Annotated in this window: 16 protein-coding genes; 7 read left to right on the top strand and 9 right to left on the bottom strand. The window is 62.3% G+C overall.

The features are described 5' to 3' along the window. The first annotated feature begins 11 nt into the window (after positions 1 to 11). Positions 12 to 1,028 carry a 23S rRNA (adenine(1618)-N(6))-methyltransferase RlmF gene (rlmF, locus tag MRY17_RS05105; RefSeq protein ID WP_243353379.1) on the top strand — a complete coding sequence of 339 codons (1,017 nt, stop codon included), beginning with the start codon at positions 12 to 14 and terminating at the stop codon, positions 1,026 to 1,028. A gap of 180 nt (positions 1,029 to 1,208) precedes the next feature. On the opposite strand, the gene MRY17_RS05100 is transcribed toward rlmF, so the two are convergent. Further along, entirely contained in the window at positions 1,209 to 1,490 is a 282-nt protein-coding gene (locus MRY17_RS05100) for an HU family DNA-binding protein (RefSeq protein ID WP_005785131.1), read from the bottom strand. A gap of 397 nt (positions 1,491 to 1,887) precedes the next feature. Here MRY17_RS05100 and yejK point away from each other — a divergent pair, with 397 nt between their 5' ends. Together yejK and MRY17_RS05090 are read left to right on the top strand one after the other, a co-directional pair. Next, positions 1,888 to 2,892 carry a nucleoid-associated protein YejK gene (gene yejK, locus MRY17_RS05095; RefSeq protein WP_065885922.1) on the top strand — a complete coding sequence of 335 codons (1,005 nt, stop codon included), beginning with the start codon at positions 1,888 to 1,890 and terminating at the stop codon, positions 2,890 to 2,892. After that, positions 2,892 to 3,242 (top strand): glutaredoxin family protein, encoded by a 351-nt coding sequence (locus MRY17_RS05090; protein WP_243353378.1) that lies wholly within the window; start codon positions 2,892 to 2,894, stop codon positions 3,240 to 3,242. The genes yejK and MRY17_RS05090 overlap by 1 nt, the downstream gene beginning before the upstream one ends. A gap of 597 nt (positions 3,243 to 3,839) precedes the next feature. Here the strand turns inward: MRY17_RS05090 and MRY17_RS05085 are convergent. From MRY17_RS05085 to MRY17_RS05065, 5 genes are read right to left on the bottom strand one after another with little or no spacing between them, the layout of a single operon-like run. Beyond that, entirely contained in the window at positions 3,840 to 4,817 is a 978-nt protein-coding gene (locus tag MRY17_RS05085) for a FecR family protein (protein ID WP_243353377.1), read from the bottom strand. Next, positions 4,814 to 5,392: an RNA polymerase sigma factor gene (locus MRY17_RS05080; RefSeq protein WP_191951592.1), complete on the bottom strand. Its 579-nt coding sequence runs from the start codon at positions 5,390 to 5,392 to the stop codon at positions 4,814 to 4,816. The genes MRY17_RS05085 and MRY17_RS05080 overlap by 4 nt, the downstream gene beginning before the upstream one ends. 7 nt (positions 5,393 to 5,399) lie before the next feature. Then, positions 5,400 to 5,726, bottom strand: coding sequence for a DUF3325 domain-containing protein (locus MRY17_RS05075; RefSeq protein ID WP_181285405.1), 327 nt, complete (start codon positions 5,724 to 5,726; stop codon positions 5,400 to 5,402). Beyond that, on the bottom strand, positions 5,726 to 7,300 hold the full coding sequence (locus MRY17_RS05070) for a PepSY-associated TM helix domain-containing protein (RefSeq protein ID WP_243353376.1): 1,575 nt from the start codon (positions 7,298 to 7,300) through the stop codon (positions 5,726 to 5,728). Before MRY17_RS05070 ends, MRY17_RS05075 begins: the two co-directional genes overlap by 1 nt. Next, complete coding sequence (locus MRY17_RS05065) at positions 7,297 to 7,599, bottom strand: DUF3649 domain-containing protein (RefSeq protein WP_057724712.1); 303 nt, start codon at positions 7,597 to 7,599, stop codon at positions 7,297 to 7,299. The genes MRY17_RS05070 and MRY17_RS05065 overlap by 4 nt, the downstream gene beginning before the upstream one ends. Positions 7,600 to 7,769: 170 nt before the next feature. Here MRY17_RS05065 and MRY17_RS05060 point away from each other — a divergent pair, with 170 nt between their 5' ends. The 3 genes from MRY17_RS05060 to fecA all read left to right on the top strand — a co-directional run bounded on the left by MRY17_RS05060 (position 7,770) and on the right by fecA (position 11,623). Then, positions 7,770 to 8,258: a sigma-70 family RNA polymerase sigma factor gene (locus MRY17_RS05060; protein ID WP_191956422.1), complete on the top strand. Its 489-nt coding sequence runs from the start codon at positions 7,770 to 7,772 to the stop codon at positions 8,256 to 8,258. Continuing rightward, the gene (locus MRY17_RS05055) at positions 8,255 to 9,196 is read left to right on the top strand and encodes a FecR domain-containing protein (RefSeq protein WP_191956421.1); all 942 of its coding nucleotides are present in this window, start codon (positions 8,255 to 8,257) and stop codon (positions 9,194 to 9,196) included. Before MRY17_RS05060 ends, MRY17_RS05055 begins: the two co-directional genes overlap by 4 nt. A gap of 90 nt (positions 9,197 to 9,286) precedes the next feature. Next, entirely contained in the window at positions 9,287 to 11,623 is a 2,337-nt protein-coding gene (gene fecA, locus MRY17_RS05050; RefSeq protein ID WP_191951596.1) for a TonB-dependent Fe(3+) dicitrate receptor FecA, read from the top strand. 161 nt (positions 11,624 to 11,784) lie between these two features. On the opposite strand, the gene MRY17_RS05045 is transcribed toward fecA, so the two are convergent. Beyond that, positions 11,785 to 12,657 carry a LysR family transcriptional regulator gene (locus MRY17_RS05045; protein WP_181283259.1) on the bottom strand — a complete coding sequence of 291 codons (873 nt, stop codon included), beginning with the start codon at positions 12,655 to 12,657 and terminating at the stop codon, positions 11,785 to 11,787. A 104-nt stretch (positions 12,658 to 12,761) separates the two neighbouring features. Here MRY17_RS05045 and MRY17_RS05040 point away from each other — a divergent pair, with 104 nt between their 5' ends. Further along, entirely contained in the window at positions 12,762 to 14,273 is a 1,512-nt protein-coding gene (locus MRY17_RS05040) for an MFS transporter (RefSeq protein WP_181283258.1), read from the top strand. A 54-nt stretch (positions 14,274 to 14,327) separates the two neighbouring features. Here the strand turns inward: MRY17_RS05040 and MRY17_RS05035 are convergent, their stop codons facing one another. Then, positions 14,328 to 14,738 (bottom strand): HPF/RaiA family ribosome-associated protein, encoded by a 411-nt coding sequence (locus MRY17_RS05035; RefSeq protein WP_124422499.1) that lies wholly within the window; start codon positions 14,736 to 14,738, stop codon positions 14,328 to 14,330. Positions 14,739 to 14,951: 213 nt separating this feature from the next. After that, complete coding sequence (locus tag MRY17_RS05030; RefSeq protein WP_181283257.1) at positions 14,952 to 15,899, bottom strand: LysR substrate-binding domain-containing protein; 948 nt, start codon at positions 15,897 to 15,899, stop codon at positions 14,952 to 14,954. Between the last annotated feature and the right edge of the window lie 48 nt (positions 15,900 to 15,947).

Genomic DNA, 15,947 nt, shown 5'->3' with positions numbered 1-15,947 from the left:
CCAGAATCAACATGACCGCCCCCAGCACACCCAAACCACCGCGCAAGAAGCCTAACACCGCTGCAACGGCCAAGCCCGTCGCACCACGCAAAGAGGCTACCCTGCATCCGCGCAACCGCCACACAGGCCGTTACGACTTCCAGGCGCTGATCAAGACCACGCCGGAACTCGCGCAGTTCGTGATCATCAATCCTTATGGCAAAGAGAGTATCGACTTCGCCAGCCCGGACGCGGTGCGGGTGTTCAACCGGGCGTTGCTCAAGTCGTTCTACGGCATCCAGCATTGGGACATCCCGGCCGATTACCTGTGCCCGCCCGTGCCGGGGCGTGCCGACTACGTGCACTTCCTCGCCGATCTGCTGGCCAGCACCAACGAGGGCAAGATTCCGCGCGGTTCCATCGTCAAGGTGCTGGATATCGGCATGGGCGCCAACTGCGTGTACCCGCTGATTGGCTACATGGAGTACCGCTGGAACTTCCTCGGCTCGGAGGTCGACCCGATCGCCGTGGCCGCCGCCAAGGCCATTGTGCAGTCCAACGACCTGAGCAAAGTCATCCAGCTACGCCAGCAACCCAACCCCAAGCACATCCTGCTAGGGCTGCTGGAGCCTGCGGAACGCTTTGACCTGACCATGTGCAACCCGCCGTTCCATGCGTCCATGGACGAAGCCACCAAGGGCAGCGAACGCAAATGGCGCGCCTTGGGCAGAGCCGACCCCAAGCGCAAGTTGCCGGTGCTGAACTTCGGTGGTCAATCGGCCGAGCTGTGGTGTGAAGGCGGCGAAGCGCGTTTCGTAACGCAATTGATCGCCGAAAGCGCGCATTTTGCCCACAAGGTGCTGTGGTTCAGCACCCTGGTGTCAAAAGCGTCAAACTTGCCCGCGATCGAGACGGCGCTGAAAAAGGCCGGCGTATTGGAAAGCCAGGTAGTGGAAATGTCCCAGGGGCAAAAGCAAAGCCGGTTCGTCGCCTGGACCTTCCAGACCAAAAACGAACAGCAGATCTGGCGCCAGCGCTGGGTGCGTTGACGCCAACCCTGTAGGAGCGAGCTTGCTCGCGAAAAACGCCAAGGCGCCGCGTTCAACCAGGACGGGCGCGTTATTGTTAACGTCTTTCGCGAGCAAGCTCGCTCCTACAGTAAGACGTAAAATCGCAGGCAACAAAAAACCGTGCCCGGATCACTCCGGAGCACGGTTTTTTACTGCGTCTTACTTGTTAACAGCGTCGGTCAGGCCTTTGGCCACAACCAGCTTGATAACTTTCTTGGCAGCGATTTCGATGGCAGCGCCAGTCGAAGGGTTACGGCCGGTACGGGCAGGACGCTCGGTCACTTTCAGCTTGCCGATACCTGGCAGAGTGATTTCGCCGCCGTTTTCCAGCTGATCGGCAACGATCTGGCCCAGTTGGTCCAGCGCTGCGCGCGCGGTGGTTTTCGGCGCGTCGATAGCTTCAGCGATATCAGCGATCAGTTGGTCTTTAGTCAAAGCCATTGTGGTGTTCCTTCCCTATCAAATTCATATGGATTGCAGAGTGCAGTGTCAGCCGTCGAGCCCGACCGTGTCGGCCTGGCACCCCGGCTATAACCTTTGGAGAACGGGGTTATAGATGCTTGAAACGGGGATTGGTTCGACCTGACAAATGCTGAATGCACGCTTAACGCCGAGACTTGGCGTAAGACGGGGCAAAACTAGCACAGAGACGGGGAAATATCCGCCTCAACATACCCATTTGGTCAGCTTTATCGCTCTAAAGCGTGAAAAAACCCCATATCCACGGTGGGAGAACATCCAAAACGCCCTTCCAGGCGCGTCTTGACCAACGGGTGCGGTACACTGGGCAACTTTTTGGGGGAGGCTCACCGCTCCCCTTCAACCAGCCGAGAAGCCTATGCCGATCCGTCATTGCATCGTCCACCTGATCGACAAAAAACCCGACGGCACCCCCGCAGTTCTGCATGCCCGTGATTCGGAGCTGTCCGAATCGGCCGCCATCGAGAACATGCTTGCCGACCTCAACGAGAGCTACAACGCCAAACAAGGCAAGGCCTGGGGTTTCTTCCATGCCGAGTCCGGCGCGCACCCGTTCAGCGGCTGGTTGAAGGAATACTTTGACGGTGGCCAGGATTTCACCACCTTCAGCCGTACTGCGGTGGAACATCTGCAGAAACTGATGGAGGAATCCAACCTGTCCACCGGCGGTCACGTGCTGTTCGCCCACTACCAGCAAGGCATGACCGACTATCTGGCCATCGCCCTGCTGCACCACAGCGAAGGCGTGGCGGTGACCGACGAACTGGACGTGACCCCATCGCGCCACCTGGACCTTGGCCAACTGCACCTGGCCGCGCGGATCAACGTGTCCGAGTGGCAGAACAACAAGCAGTCCAAGCAGTACATCTCGTTTATCAAGGGCAAGAACGGCAAGAAGGTCTCGGAGTACTTCCGCGACTTTATCGGCTGCCAGGAAGGCGTTGACGGCCCGGGCGAAACCCGCACCCTGCTCAAGGCGTTCAGTGACTTCGTTGAAAGCGAAGACCTGCCAGACGAATCGGCCCGCGAGAAAACCAAGACCCTGGTGGACTACGCCAGCAGCCAGGCCAAGCTCGGTGAGCCCATGGGCCTGGAAGAACTGTCCGGTCTGATCGATGAAGAGCGGCCTAAAGCGTTCTACGACCACATTCGCAACAAGGACTACGGCCTGTCGCCGGAGATCCCTGCCGACAAACGCACCCTCAACCAGTTCCGCCGCTTCACCGGCCGCGCCGAAGGCTTGTCCATCAGCTTTGAAGCCCACCTGCTGGGCGACAAGATCGAATACGACGAAGCCGCCGGCACCTTGATCATCAAGGGCCTGCCGACCCAACTGACCGACCAGCTCAAGCGCCGCAACTGATGCTTGGCGGGGTCTTGAAGAAAGTCCTGCTGGTGTTGCTGGTGGTGGTGGTGATTCAGAACTGGGGCAAGGTCGAGCGGCTGTTCAACCCGTCGCAGGTGATGTCCGAGCAGGTACGCGCCTCGGCGCGTGTGGTGCTCTATTCCACCGAGTGGTGCGGCTACTGCAAGCAGATCCGACGGTTTCTGGACCAGAAGGGAATCCCCTACCAGGCCGTCGATATCGAAAAGGACGCCCAGGCGCGCAAGGCGTATGAAGCGCTGGGCGGCGGCGGGATTCCGTTCGTGGACGTCAACGGCACCTTGATCCGCGACTACAACCCCGAGGCCATCATGGCCGCCCTGAAATAACCCGACCCTCGAACACACCGCAGATCAAATGTGGGAGGGGGCTTGCCCCCGATAGCGGCCTCAGGACCGACCAGGATGTTGGTGTCGATCCCGGTCCAAATGTGGGAGGGGGCTTGCCCCCGATGGCGGCCTCTGGGCCGACCAGGATGCTGGATCAGACTGAGTACATATCCGTTTCTGCGGTAACGGCTACTTAGGGTTCCGCTTTTACAGCGGCTCACTTTTGAAAAGCGCAAAAGTAAGCAAAACGCTCTTGCCCCACCACTCGGCACCTCGCCTGGGCTCGGTGTGCCCTCTCTCCGGCTTGAATCCGTGGGCCGCCGCCACGCGCCATCCATGGCGCGGGGCGGCTAACCCGGCGTCCTGCCGGGTTGCCCACGGATTCAAGCCTGCGTTCGGCCAGCGTGGTTTAACGGGGCGCCTAGGATCAAAAGCAGATCAAGAGCGGCTCGCTTCGCATCGTGGTTACGTTTGGGGGTTACAGAGTGGTGTAGATACCTATCCTCGATAGCAGTGTGTCAGTCAGCCTATCTGTAGCTGATACATCGCAATCGGTGGCAGGCCGTTGACCGTGCGGAGTTGAACGGCGCCGTGCGCCTAGCGCAACACAATCACCCGCCCCAGCAGGGTGTGCTGCTCGAAGCCGAGGACCGCTTGCAAGGCCTTCAATACGGCGGCAGGGTCGTTGCTTGGAAAGCTGCCGCTGACGCGTCTGGCGCCCACCTCATCATTGAGCAGGAGGATTCGGCCCGGATAGTAACGTGCGAGGTCTCTGACCACCTCGGCCAGCGGCGCCTTGTAGTAATTGAGCCAACCGTCGCGCCAGGCCAGGCGTGATTCGCTGTCCACCGAATGCAGCGGCTCGGCTACACCGTCGGCGTAGGCCAGTTGCTGGCCTGCCGTCAGAATTTGCTGCGGCGCCTGTGCGGACGGCGTTACGCCAACCCGGCCCGACAGCACCGTCACCTGGGCCCCTGCCGGTTGCAGGCGCACTTCGAACTGCGTGCCCAGCACCCGCGTTTCGCCATCGCCCGCTTCGACCACGAAGGGCTGGCCGGTGTGGACAACACGGAAAAAGCCGGCCCCGCGACGCAATTGGATATGCCGCTCGCCGTGGCTGAAATCCACGGCAATCGCGCTGTCGGCGTCGAGGGTGACGTGGGACTGATCGGCCAGGATGACGGTCCTCACCTCCCCTGGCGCCGTCACGTAATCGGCAGCCAGGTCGTCGACCCAGCGCGACGGCTGCCAGCCGGCGCCCATCGACACCATTAACAACAGACAGGCCGCCATCGCCAAGGCGCCAGCCCCACGCACCACGCGTGAGCGCCCGGAACGGCGCATCGCATCGAGGTAGCCCTGCAAGGCCTGTGCGTCTTCGTCGGCCAGGGTGCGTGCCGGGACTTCGCTCAATTCCCACAGCACCTGGGCCCGGGCGTAGGCTTCGACATGGGCGGGGTCGGCCCGCAGCCATCGGCTGAAGGTGACTTGATCGCCGCTGCCGGGCTGGTCGTGCAGCCGGCTCAGCCAGTCGAGCGCGGCCTGTTCCTGGGCGGGCGTGGGTGTGACGTTCACGATGCTTTCCCTGGCGTACGTGGAGGCGCTGGTTCAAGAAGGCTCGCCTTGCAGGCCTGCAGGGCGCGCATCATATGTTTTTCCACAGCGCTTTGGGACAGGCCCATGGCCTTGGCGATCTCTGCGTATGTGCGCCCGTGAATGCGGTTGAGCAGGAAAATCTGCCGGGTGCGCTCAGGCAGACTGCGCAAGGCGGCCTCGACATGCCGCAGATCATTGCCCGCTTCGAGGGCCGCCTGGGGTTCGCAGCCCTGGTTGTCCTGTTGCTCCGGCAACCAACCCTCACTGCTGCGCACGCGGGCGCCTTCGCTGCGCAAATGGTCGATGGCGATATTGCCGGCGCAGCGCAGCAGGTAGGTGCTGAGTTCTTCGACCTGCACCAGCGGGCGACGCCAGAAGCGCAGGAACAGGTCTTGCACCAGGTCAGCCGCCGTGGCGCGGCAACCGACACGGCGGCTGACCAGCGCCTCCATCTGCGAACGCTGGGACAGGAACACCTGGAGGAAATGCGCACGTCCACCGGCCGCGTTCGGGTGCGAACTGTCTTGGGGTTCGGGCGGCGGGCTGATCACCATGGGCCGCTCAGAAAAGGCCAAACGCCGCGACAGGGCTGGCCAGCAGGCTCACGCCCGCGAGGATCAAGGCCAGCCGTGGCCGGTATGGTAGCAGCAGCACCAGCAGCAAGGCGCTGAGCATCAACACCGCGCACCACTCCACCAGGCCCTGCCCCCAGCCGGTGGCGGCCACCGCCGGCCAGATCGACAGGCTCAGCAGCAGCCAGCCGAGCGCACGCAGCCCCAGGCGCCGCGCAGGCGTGGGTTTGCTGCGCAGCAGTTCGCCGTGATGACGGTCGGTGGCCAGGCACAGCGCGGTAAACCCGGCGTAGCACAGCAGCAGCGCGAGCAGCATCAGCTGGCCTCCTGCTTGAACGCCAATGCACGTGCGTGTTCTGCCCTGGGCAGCGACACGGCGCAGCGCTGCATCTTCCAGGCCGCCCATGCCAGGAACAGGCCGCTGGCCAGGCAGGTCAGGTCGAAGCCGGCCATGGCCCAGTCGCCGCTCATCAGCGAGGCGCCCAGGTGATACGGCGTGGTCAGGGCGTTAAGCAACGGGATGGTCACAAACAGCAGCGCGCCCAGGCTCAGTTGCTCGACCCAGCCCTGACGACCGCGCCGCAGCATGGCATGCACCAGGCTCAGCCCCCAGGCGATAAAAAAGCTCTGCACTTCCCAGTCGGAACGTTCGGCCACGCCCACCGGCAACAATCGATTGGCCCAGAAAAACGCCGCGACGGCGATCATCAGCCCCGACATGCTGGCGATGTTCAGCACCTCCACCAGCCGCAGCTCAAAGGGCATCACACCGGTTTTTGCGTGTTTGAGTTGACGCTTGCCCAGCCATATCACCAGGCCTGTGCCGATCATCGCCGTGCCCGCCAGGCCGCAGATGAAATACAGCCAACGCAGCACCGGGCCGGCGAAATGGCCCATGTGCAAGCCGTAGAAACTGCCACCGATGACCGACGGCAACGACGGTTCGCCACTGACCCGCAACACCTGCCCCGTGGTGCCATTGAACGAAACGGTGCTGCCGAAATCATGCACCACGCTGTCGGAGCCAGCGCGAAACACGTTTACCGAGGCGTTGACGTCGCTCGGATTATTCACCGCCAGGCGCCCGACATGCCCACCCGCCCACTGTTGCTGCGCCTGCTGGTACAGCGGCCACAACGGCAGCAACGTGCCCGGCTGGCCGAGTGCGGGAGCATTATCGGAACTGGGAAACACTTCATTGAAGAAGGCACGGCTGTCATTGCCATAGGAGGCCACGATCGGCGCCGGCATGACCATGCTCATGAAAATCACCAGGCTGCTATAGGTGATCATCAGGTGAAACGGCAGCACCAGCACGCCCACCGCGTTGTGTCCGTCCAGCCAGGAACGCTGGCCTTTACGCGGGCGGAAGGTGAAGAAGTCCTTGAAGATTTTCTTGTGGGTAATAATGCCGGTGATCAGCGCGACGAACATCACCATGGCCGCGAGGGTCGACAGCCAGCGGCCCCATGGGTAAGGCATCTGCAGTTGGAAGTGGAAGCGGTAAAAGAATTCACCGCCCATGCTTTCGCGGGCCTGGACAGCCTGGCCGCTGACCGGGTCGAGGACTTTCTGGATGAAATTGCCGCGCTTGCCGGGGTCGACCTTGTCTTGCCACATCACCGACAGCCCGGGGTCGCGATTGGTGGGTAAGGTAATGAACCAGCGCGCGGCCGTGGGCGCCTGTTGCTGCAGATAGCTTTGCGCTACGGCGAGGCTGCGTGCGTCGTCCACCGGATGGGCCTGGACTTCGGGCTGCATCCAGTGGGTAATTTCGTCTTTGAAATAGGCCAGGGTGCCGGTCAGGAAAATCGCAAACAGCAGCCAGCCGAAGATCAACCCGGCCCAGGTGTGCAGCCAGGCCATGGCTTGGCGAAAACCCTCTTTCATGTGCGCACCACCCAGAACCCAATGCCCGCCAGGGTGGCGAGCAGCGCGCTCGGCAGCATCACCCCCGCCCAGGCGCGCCACGCGGTGCGGCAGGCGAAACACCAGAGCACCGCCAGCAGGTAGAACACGAATGAGCTCATCATGCCGACGATCACCGCGTCGGCGCGCGCCGTCGGCAACCACAGCGCGAGGCAGATAGCGGCCAGGGAGGCCATCAGATAACCGCCGAGCACAGCCGCCAGTACGCGCGAAGTGACCGCGAGGCGATAAGAGGCGGGCAGTGAGGTTTTGCTTTTCATGCGGCAGGCGCCAAGTTCATCAGCGCGCAATATTAATGATAAATATTCTCATAAGCAAAAGAGAACGGATGAATCACCTGCTCGGGTCGATTGCCGAACCGTGTTTGCGGCCCTACAATGCGAACAATTCTTGTTCTCTAAAGCATGCCAATGCCGATGGAGTGATCACGTTGCCACCGTCCACCACCGTCGAAGTTCTGTACAACGACCATCACCACTGGCTCACCGGCTGGTTGCGACGCAAGCTCGGCTGCCCGCAAAACGCCGCCGACCTGGCGCACGACACCTTCATACGGGTCCTCAGCGCCCGGGAAACACCCACGCTGACCGAACCGCGCGCCTTTCTCACCACGGTCGCCAAGCGCGTGCTGTTCAACTACTACCGTCGCCAGGACCTGGAACGCGCCTACCTCGACGCCCTGGCGCAAATGCCGGAACACGTGGCGCCGTCGGAAGAAGACCGCGCAATCATTCTGCAAACCCTGGTGGAACTGGACCAACTGCTCGACGGCCTGCCGGTCCAGGTCAAACGCGCCTTCCTGCTGGCCCAGCTCGATGGCCTGACCTATGCGCAGATCGGCGCGCAACTGGGCATTTCCATCGCCACGGTCAAGCGCCACCTGCATAAAGCCGCCCTGCGCTGCTACTTCGCCCTATGAACGTCTCGACCCAGGTGGCTGAACAAGCCGTGCACTGGTTGCTGCAAATGCAGCAAGGCGCGCTCACCCCACGCCAACAAGCAGCCTGGCAGCAATGGCTGGAGGCACATAGTGAACACCAGCGCGCGTGGGACCAGATCCAGCGCGTTAACCAGCGCCTGCGCGGCCTGCCCTCGCCCCTGGCGCACGCGGCGTTGAATGCCCCGACATCCACCAGTCGGCGCCAGGCGCTGAAGCTGCTGTTGATCCTCGGCGCCGGTTCGGCGGCAGCCTGGAGCCTGCGCCAGCAACCTATTTTGCCGCCGTTGACGGCTGACTACCGCAGCCCTGTCGGCCAGCGTCGCAGCGTGCAGTTGGCCGACGGCAGCCAGTTGCAGCTCAACACCGGCAGTGCGGTGGATGTGCATTTCGATGGCCACCAGCGCCTGATCCGCCTGCTCGAAGGTGAAATCCTGCTGACCGCTCGCGCAGGTACCACGCCGCTGCGCGTGCTGACCGGCCAGGGTTTGCTCACCAGCCAGGCGGCGCGCCTGAACGTGCGTCAGTTCAATGACCATACCCAATTGGCGGTGCTCGATGGCCATGTCGAAGTGATGCCCAACCATTACAGCGGCCTGCCGTTGAGGGTGGACGCTGCGCATCAGATCAATTACACCCGCAAAGGCTGGGACAGCCCTCGCCCCACCGACACCAACAGCGGCGCCTGGGCTGACGGCATGCTGGTGGCCGCGCATATGCGCCTGGAAGATTTCCTCGGCGAACTCGGGCGCTACCGCCGCGGCCAGCTCAATTGCGACCCGCAGGTGGCAAACCTGCTGCTGTCCGGCAGTTATCCGCTGGATGACAGCGAACGCATTCTCGACTTGCTGGAAGTCAGCCTGCCGGTAACCGTGCGGCGCTTTACCCGCTATTGGGTGACGGTTCAGGCCCGTGCGTGAAATTGTTTGAAAAACCCTGAGCCGTTTTTCCTGCCTCGCGTGACAGAGAAGGAAAGCCACCTTGATCCTTCCTTCTCAGGACCGCTCTTCATGCCCCTGCAACCGACGCTTCTTGCCCGTACCCTGCGCCAACTCCTGCTCGGCGCCAGCCTCAGCCTGACCGTGCTGCCCCCGGTGATGGCGGCCGACACCAAGGCCTATCACATCGCACCGACGACTCTGGAAGCGGCCCTGAACCAGTTCGGCCGCGAAGCCGGCGTGCTGGTGTCCTTCGGTTCCGAGGTCACCGCCGGCCGGCAAAGCCCTGGTTTGACGGGCACCTACAGCACCGCCGAAGGCCTGAACAAACTGCTGGAAGGCAGTGGCCTGCAAGCCCGCGCCGAGGGCGACAACGCCTACAGCCTGCAACCGGCCGGTGCCCCGGCCACCCTCGAGCTGCAGACCTCCAACGTGGTCGGCGACTGGCTCGGCGATGCGGCGCAGACCAACGTGTTCGAGCATCCCGGCGCCCGTGACGTGATCCGCCGCGACGAATTCGAACGCCAGGGCGCAACCCAGGCCCGTGACGTGCTCAACCGCATCCCCGGCGTCAACGCCCCGGACAACAACGGCACCGGCAGCCATGACATGGCGCTGAACTTCGGTATTCGCGGACTCAACCCACGCCTGGCATCACGCTCCACGGTGTTGATGGACGGCATTCCCGTGCCCTTCGCACCCTATGGCCAGCCGCAACTTTCGTTTGCACCGATCAGCATGGGCAACATGGACGCGGTGGACGTGGTGCGTGGCGGCGGCGCGGTGCGCTACGGCCCGCAGAACGTCGGCGGCATCGTCAACTTCGTGACCCGCGCGATTCCGGATGCGCCCACCGTCAAAGGCGGCCTGCAAACCGAAACCAGCCCGTCCTCCAGCCACGACGGCTTCAAGACCACCGGCAACCTGCTGGCCGGCGGTACCGCCGACAACGGCCTGGGCGGCGCGCTGCTGTACTCCGGCACCCGTGGTGGCGACTGGCGCGAAAACAGCGACACGCGCATCGACGACCTGATCCTCAAGGGCAAATACCAGTTGGATGACGCCAACAGCTTCAACGCCATGGCGCAGTACTACGACGGCCAGGCCGATATGCCCGGGGGCTTGAACGTCAACGACTACAAGGCCGACCCGTACCAGTCGACCCGCCCCTACGACAAGTTCTGGGGCCGCCGCACGATGTTCAACGTCGGCTACCGCTACGAGCAGGATCGCCGTGAATTCACGGTCAACAGCTTCTTCACCAAGACCCTGCGCAGCGGTTACCTCGATCAGGGCAACTTCCTCTCGCTGTCACCCCGCGAGTATTGGGTGCGCGGCCTGGAAACCCGCTTCGCCCAAGGCTTCGACCTCGGCCCCACCACTCACGAAGTCGGCGTCGGCTACCGCTACATCAACGAAGCCGGCCATGAGTTGCGCTACCGCACGCCGATTGCCGTCAACCAGCAAATCCCCACCACCGACAGCCGCAACGACCGCGACACCCGTGGCGGCACCGAAGCCAATGCGTTCTTCATCGACGACCGTATCGACATCGGCAAGTGGACCATCACGCCGGGCATCCGCTACGAGATGATCGAGTCCCAACAGACCAACAACCTGAGCAACGTCAAATACAAAGGCGACTACAACACCGCGCTGCCGGCGTTGAACGTGCTCTACCACCTCACCGACGACTGGAACCTCTACGCCAACACCGAAGGCTCGTTCGGCAGCGTGCAGTACAGCCAGATGCCCAACCGTGTGAGCAGCGGCGAAGTGAAACCGGAAAAAGCCCGCACCTGGGAGCTGGGCACACGCTATGACAACGGCGGCCTGCGCGCGGAAATCGGTGCGTTCCTGATCAACTTCGACAACCAGTACGACAGCAACCAGACCAACGACACCGTGATCGCCCGCGGTGAGACGCGGCATCAGGGCATCGAGTCGAGCATCAACTATGCCCTCGACGGCGTGAGCCCGGCGCTGGCCGGCTTCGACGTGTACGCCACCTACGCGTATGTCGACGCAACCATCCGCGAAGACGGCCCGAACAAAGGCAACCGCGTGCCCTTCTCGTCCAAACACAAAGGCACCCTCGGCGTGGGTTACACCGAAGGCCCGTGGAAGCTCAACCTGGACAGCAGCTACCAGAGCAGCCAGTTCGCCGACAACGCCAACACCCGGACCGAAAGCGCCGACGGCGCGAACGGACGCATCCCCGGCTACATGCTGTTCAGCAGCCGCGCAGCGTATGACTTCGGCCCGCAGCTGTCGGACTTGAACGTGGCGGTCGGGGTTAAGAACATCTTCAACAAGCAGTACTACACGCGCTCGTTCGACGATAACAACAAGGGTAAGTATGTGGGTGAGCCGCGTACGGTGTATGTGCAGACGTCTATCGCGTTCTGACTGGAATCTGCAGAACAAAACAGAACCAACTGTGGGAGGGGGCTTGCCCCCGATTGCGGTGGATCAGCTACAGACAAGCTGACTGACACACTGTCATCGGGGGCAAGCCCCCTCCCACAGTTGATCCTCAGTGTGTTCAGGATTGGAGTGCATCCGAAGCTCTAACTTCCCGCCAGGCAACTGGGGGTAGCCGCAACCAGCGCATCGATGGCGCACCGTGTCTTGGCCGGCATGTGCGGTGCCGTCGGCCAGATCACATGGATGGGGGCCGGCTGCTCGCGATAGCCTGGCAGCACCGCTTCCAGTTGCCCGCGCAGCGCATAGTGGGCAATCAACCAACTCGGCAACCAGGCCAGGCCAACGCCTGCAATCGCCGCATCGGCCACAGCCTGGAGGTCGTCCAGCACCAGGGGCGTGACCAGGCGCGAGCGATGGGCGGTATTGCTGCGGTAGGCAATACCTCGATGCACCGCCAGGTCCTCGATACGTTCAATCCGCTCACTGCGCTGCAGATACGCCGGTGACGCCGTCAGGCCCATGACCTGCTCTCCCAGACGCCGCGCATTCAGACGGTCGGTATCCGGCAACGGGCCGATACGCACGGCAATGTCGAAACCTTCCTGCGTCAGATCGATCATGCGGTCGGAGAAGCTGATATCGATCTCGAGTTCCGCGTAGAGCTCCATCAAGCCCCACAGCGCAGGCGCGGCATAGTGGTGACCGAACGCCAGCGGCAAACTCGCCCGCAAGCGCCCGCGCGGCTGCTGACGGCCGCTTTCCAGCACGGACTCGGCCGCCTCCAGTTCCGCCAGCGCGCGTAGACAATGTTCGTAGTACGCCTGCCCATCCTCGGTCAGACGCTGGCGGCGCGTGGAGCGTTGCAGCAGGCGGGTGCCCAGGCGCGCTTCAAGCCGCGCCAGGCCCTTGCCTACCGCCGAACGCGTGAGGTTCAGCCGCTCGGCGGCGGCGCTCAGGCTGCCGCTCTCAACGACTTGCAGAAACAGCACGACACCATCGAAACGTGGGGTAGACATCGCAGATTGTCGCCTTGAATTCCCATATAAAAGGAAAAGTTATCGCCAATAAAGAAAACTATTCCCGAGAGAATAATCCCTCCCTCTCTCTTAAGGAACTGCGTATGCCACCCGCCGCCGCTCTACCGGCCCTAAGCCCGGCGCATGCCGCCAGAAATGGCCTGGCGCTCACCGCCGTGTGCCTGGTGGCCTTGATGTTCGGCCTGGAAATCTCCAGCGTACCGGTCATCCTGCCCACCCTGGAACGCGAACTGGGCACGGGGTTTCAAGATGCCCAGTGGATCATGAATGCCTACACCCTTGCCTGCACCAGCGTGCTGATGGCGGCGGGCACCCTGGCCGATCGCTTTGGCCGTCGACGCTTGCTGGTGCTGTGCCTGTGGGTGTTCGGCCTGGCTTCACTGGCTTGTGGGCTGGCCAACAACGCATCAATGCTGATCGTGGCGCGCTTCGTCCAGGGCATCGGCGCCGGCGCGATGATGATCTGCCAGTTTGCCATTCTGTCGCACTTGTTTCGTGAACCGGCGGCACGCGCCCGGGCCTTCGCGATCTGGGGCGTGATTGCCGGGGTGGGCCTGGGGTTCGGGCCGATGGTCGGTGCGCTGATCCTGGCAGTCGCCGATTGGCGCTGGGTGTTTCTCGTCCACGTGCCGCTCAGCCTGTTCACCCTGGTGCTGTTGCGCATCAGCGTGCAGGAATCCTGCGACCCGGCCAGCCATCGCCTCGACATCGCCGGCATGCTGACCTTGACGCTGTCGGTGTTCGCCCTGGTCTACTTCATCACCCAGGGCACCGAGCACGGTTTCGCCACACCGGCCATGCTCGGCTGGGCCGGCCTGGCGCTGGTGGGGTTGCTGCTGTTTATCGTGGTTGAAAAGCGCAGTGCCCATCCGATGTTCGATTTCTCGGTGTTCCGCATCCAGCGCTTCAACGGTGCGCTGATGGGCTCGATTGGCATGAACTTCAGCTTCTGGCCATTCATGATCTACCTGCCGCTGTATTTCCAGGCGGGCCTGGGCTACGACACCCTGACCACCGGCGGTGCCCTGCTCGCCTACACCTTGCCGACCTTGCTGGTGCCACCGCTGGCCGAACGCCTGGCCCTGCGCTACGGCGCCGAACGCATCATCCCGCTGGGCCTGGCAACCATGGGCGCAGGGTTTCTGGCGATGGCCGTGGCCAATCTCGCCGCGCAGCCCGGCACGCTGCCGGTGCTGCTCAGTTGCGTGATCGCGGGCACTGGCCTGGCGCTGACCAACTCGCCCACCACCAACACCACCACCGGTGCCGTCTCGGCTGATCGCGCGGGCATGGCCTCGGGCATCGACTTCAGCGCCCGGCTGATCACCCTGGCGCTCAATATCGCGCTGATGGGACTGGTGCTGTTGCTGGGAATCGGTCATGAACTGGCCAATGTGCTGCCCGCAAACACTGCGTCGGATTGGCCGGCGCTGAGCCAGAACATTGCAGCAGGCAAGTTGGGGTCTGCGGGTTTGGCATTCGAAGATGCCCAGGCGGCGCTACGCAATGGCGCCGGTTGGGTGATGCTCTTTGCCGGCTTGGGTGCGTGCGGGCTGGCGCTGCTCTGCCGGTATTTCTTCAAACAGCGCCGTTAAATGAAAACGGGCCTGCATGCGCAGGCCCGTTTTCAATGGGGAGTCAAAAAACTATCAGCCGTTGAAGACGGCCCGTTCTTTTTCCAGAAACTCCTGTTCAAGCTCATCTTCATTGACTTTGGTGGTCGGCTGGTTTTTACCGGCAGCGCGGGGCTTGCCTTGCAGTTTGCCGAACAGATGTTCCAGCGCGTGGTCGAGCTTGGTGGCCGCACCGTCGATCGCTTGTTCCAGCGTATCGGCCTTGTGCAATACCGAAATCGCTTGATGGCCTTTTGGACGTGCCTCCAGACGGCAACTTAAATCGTGGGGACCGGGCTTGTCGCCGTTCTCATCCCGCAGATAGACCTCCACACGGGTCAGGTCTTCTTCATAACGTTCGAGCGTGCTCTCAATGGTGGTACGTACCCACTCCTCCAGTCGAATGCTGCTTTCAATATGGTTATCGCTATTGACTTGGATTTGCATAGTTCTTCCCTTATTTCAGCTAGCTCGCCAGAGATCACAAACTGCAACACCGGGGTGGTGAAACCATGACCTCCTGATTACACAATTGAGCACCTGCTGAAACATTTCAACCCCTTTGCAAAGATAAATCCTACATTACAAATTAACCCTGACGACGAGCGAGAACACTGGTAGGGTGGGGAGTTAGTTACAACTTCTTATGTCCTGTTTTCCTCACAATTGCGCCGCTCCCAACGGGTGCAAGGCGCGAAAAACCCCCGCTTCTTCCACCAGCCAGTCGTGCACCGCCCGCACGCCGGGGTGACTCAATGCACCCGGCGCATACAGCAGCACGTAGCGTTTATGGTTGGGCACGGCCAGGCCAAACGGCACGATCAGGGTGCCGCGCTCCAGCTCATCATTGAGCAAGGTGCGCCGCGCAATCGCCACGCCCATGCCGGCAATGGCGGCTTCGATGGTCAGGTGATTGCGGTTGAAGGTGTGCCCGCGACGCACATCGGCATCGCGGTAACCGATTTCATTCAGGTAGAACTCCCACTCGGCATACTCATAACTCCCGCGCCAGGCGGTGATGTCGTGCAACAGCGGAAAGTGGGCAAGGTCGGCCGGTCCATGCAGTGGCGGCCGGCCACGCAACAGGCTGGGGGCGCACACCGGAAATATCTGCTCATCCAACAGGGCTGTGGATAACAATCCGGGATAGCTGCCGTCGTTCAGGTCGATGGCCAGGTCGAAATCGCCCTCGTGCAGCGCGACGCTGCTGTCTTCGGCAACCATGCGCAACTGAATGTCCGGAAAACGCTGCTGCAAGCGTGGCAGGCGCGGGGTCAGCCACTTGCCGAGAAACGACGGAATCGAGCGCAGACGCAAGGTGCCGCTGATCATCCCGGCGTCAAGACGCTGCAACTCGGCGTCGATGCTGCCATAGGCCTCCCCTACCACCGCCGCCAGACGCTGCCCTTCGGCGCTGAGCTCCACACCCCGTGCGCGGCGGTGAAACAGTCTGAAGCCCAGGCGCTCTTCCAACAGACGGATCTGCTGGCTCACCGCGCCCGGTGTGATGTGCAGCTCTTCGGCGCAGCGGGTGAACGAAAGGTGCCGCGCAGCACAGGAAAAAACATGCAGCCAGGAATAGGTCTGGCCATGAAGGGGCCGGGTCATAGCGTTTAGTCCTGCTAAAGGGTGTCTTAGGATAATTCGTTGGTCAGT

The sequence above is a fragment of the Pseudomonas orientalis genome, assembly GCF_022807995.1.
In the GTDB taxonomy this organism is placed as follows: Bacteria; Pseudomonadota; Gammaproteobacteria; order Pseudomonadales; family Pseudomonadaceae; genus Aquipseudomonas; species Aquipseudomonas orientalis_B.
Note: the sequence above shows the minus strand (reverse complement) of the source record. Positions and strands in the feature narration are given on the sequence as shown.